Raw genomic sequence first — 2,207 nt, 5'->3', positions numbered from 1 at the left:
CCATAGAGTCCTGCGCAGTCTCTTGCATCGGCGCTTCGGGTTCCGGTGCCGGGCGCGGACGCCGCGGCTCGTTGACTTGGAGCCAGCTCGGACGTTTCGCGGGCTTCTGCGCGCGCCAGACCGACGGCTTGGTCGCGGCGTCGCTATCGCTTTGTTGTTCGAGCTTGGTCGCCGGGCCCGTCTTCGCTTCGGCGGGCGGCGGCGCGGCTGGTCCCTTCGTCGCGGGAAGCACCACGGGTAGCTTGCGTCCGGGCGCGACCTCGGCGGCTGGCCTTGGCGTTACGGGCCGCACATTGGCAGGCCTCACCGCCGTGGCCGGCCCCATCTTGGGCGCCGCCATCGGAGTCTTTAAGGGCGGCGGCTCCGGTGTATAAGCCGGTTTCGGCGATTCGCGGCGGGTACGCTGCTTGAGCCGCGGCTCGCGGGTTTCTCGGCGGGTCTGGGGGCTTGCGGTGCCGATGAGTTCGCGTGCGAGTGTGTATGCGAGGGCGAGCAGCGCGGTTGCGGTCATGACCAGGAGGGTCAGCGGCCCGCGCTTGGGGAAGGACGGCAGGACGGAGGCGTGCGCGCGGCTGACGATGGCCGCTTGGGACGGCACGGCGCCGATGTCGTGGCGGGCGGACGCATCGCGGTAGCGCGCCAGATAGGATTCGAGCAGGTCGCGGTTGGCCTTGGCCTCCCTTTCGAGGGCCCGGAGCTTGATCTCCGAGTCGCCGAGGCCTGCGGATTGGCTCTTGGCCGCATTGAGGCTGGCCCGCAAGCTCGCTTCGCGCGCCGCGGCGATTTGGGCTTCGTTCTCGAGGCTCTTGACCACCTTTTGCGCCTCGTCGCGGATCTGGGCGCGCACGTCGGCGAGCTCCGAGCGCAATTGCTGGATGCGCGGATGGGACGGCAGCAGCGTTGCCGACAGCTCCGCGAGGGAGCGCTGCACCGTGACCCGCTGCTCGATGAGATTAATGATCAGCTGCGACTTGAGCACTTCGGGCGTGGCGTTGATGTCGCCATTGTCCGCCAGCATCTGCTTGATCAGCTTGGCGCGGGCCCGGGCTTCGGATTCTTGCGCTTCGGCCAGGATCAGCTGGCTGTTGAGCTCGGAGAGCTGTTGCGCGTTCAAGGTGACGTTGTTCGAGCCCGCATAAAGGCCTTCCGAGGCCTTGAAGGCCTCCACCGCCTCTTCGGAGGAGGCGGTGGCCTTGCGCAAGGCCTTGATCTGATCGTCGAGCCAGACGGTGGCGTCCTTGGTCTGCTCGATCTTGGCGGTGCGCTGCCAGCCGATATAGACGTCCGCCAGCTTGTTGGCGATCTCGGCGGCGAGCCGCGGGTCGCCGGAGGTGTATTCCACCGCGATCACCGAGGATTTCGACAGCTGGAACACGTCGAGATGACCGGCGAGCGCGTTCGCCGCGCGCTCTTCTTGCGAGTCGGGGGTGCCCTGCCCGAGCCCCATGCGCTTCATCAGACGCCCCAGCAGCGTCTCGCCCGCATCCTTGGCGAAGGCTTCGTTGTTGACGAGATCGAGGTCCTTGACCACTTGCAGGATCAGATCGCGGGAGGTCAGCACCTGCACCTGGCTTTGCACCGCCTGCTCGTCCAGGCTGCTGCGCGGCTCGCTCCGGCCCTGATCCCCGGTCGGCCGGGTGAACACGGAGTCCTCGTTCTGGATCAGAATGCGCGCTTCCGACGTATAGAGCGGCCGCATCATCGACAGGCCGATAAAGGTGATCAGCCCCGCCCCGATGACGAGCCCCAGGATCCAGCCCTTGGCCCGCCACAGCGCGCCCCCCAGCGTCGCCAGGTCGATATCGTCGTCGGCCGTATAGGTCTTGCGGGATGGGCTCACGGGTTCGGACTCACTGCTCGGGACTCACTTCTCTCACTTTTGGGACTCACTCTTGTTTTTTGGACTCACTTGGGACCTTGAGCCATTAGGCGCCAGAGCCGTAACCAAAGCCTTAAATGCCGCGCCGCTTCGGCACGCACGCTCAGCATTCGTTAACCATGCAAGGCTTAGCTTCGATCCATGTCGGGGATCGAACGCGTCCATCTGGCCAGAATCGGCCTCCTGCTCCTGCTCGCTGGTCTCATGGCCGGCCTTGCAGGCTGCAAAGGCGGCGCCGTGCCGGGGCTGACCGCGCCTGATTTCGCGCTCTCCACCCCCGCCCCATTGCCGGGACCCGGCGAGGCCTATCCCCCGGGCGCCGGCTCAA

General features: G+C 66.6%; 2 protein-coding genes. One reads left to right on the top strand and one right to left on the bottom strand.

Annotation, left to right across the window (positions count from 1 at the left end; translation table 11 throughout):
- Nucleotides 1-1,840, bottom strand: a 1,840-nt coding sequence (locus tag ACSLE4_RS09045) for a GumC family protein (protein ID WP_435904134.1), incomplete at its 3' end; no start/stop codon positions are given.
- Nucleotides 1,841-2,020: 180 nt separating this feature from the next.
- Between ACSLE4_RS09045 and ACSLE4_RS09040 the strand changes: the two genes are divergently transcribed.
- A partial coding sequence (locus ACSLE4_RS09040; RefSeq protein ID WP_435904133.1) for a hypothetical protein occupies nt 2,021-2,207 on the top strand: 187 nt, incomplete at its 3' end.

The organism is Methyloceanibacter sp., from assembly GCF_051306395.1.
In the GTDB taxonomy this organism is placed as follows: domain Bacteria; phylum Pseudomonadota; class Alphaproteobacteria; order Rhizobiales; family Methyloligellaceae; genus Methyloceanibacter.
Note: the sequence above shows the minus strand (reverse complement) of the source record. Positions and strands in the feature narration are given on the sequence as shown.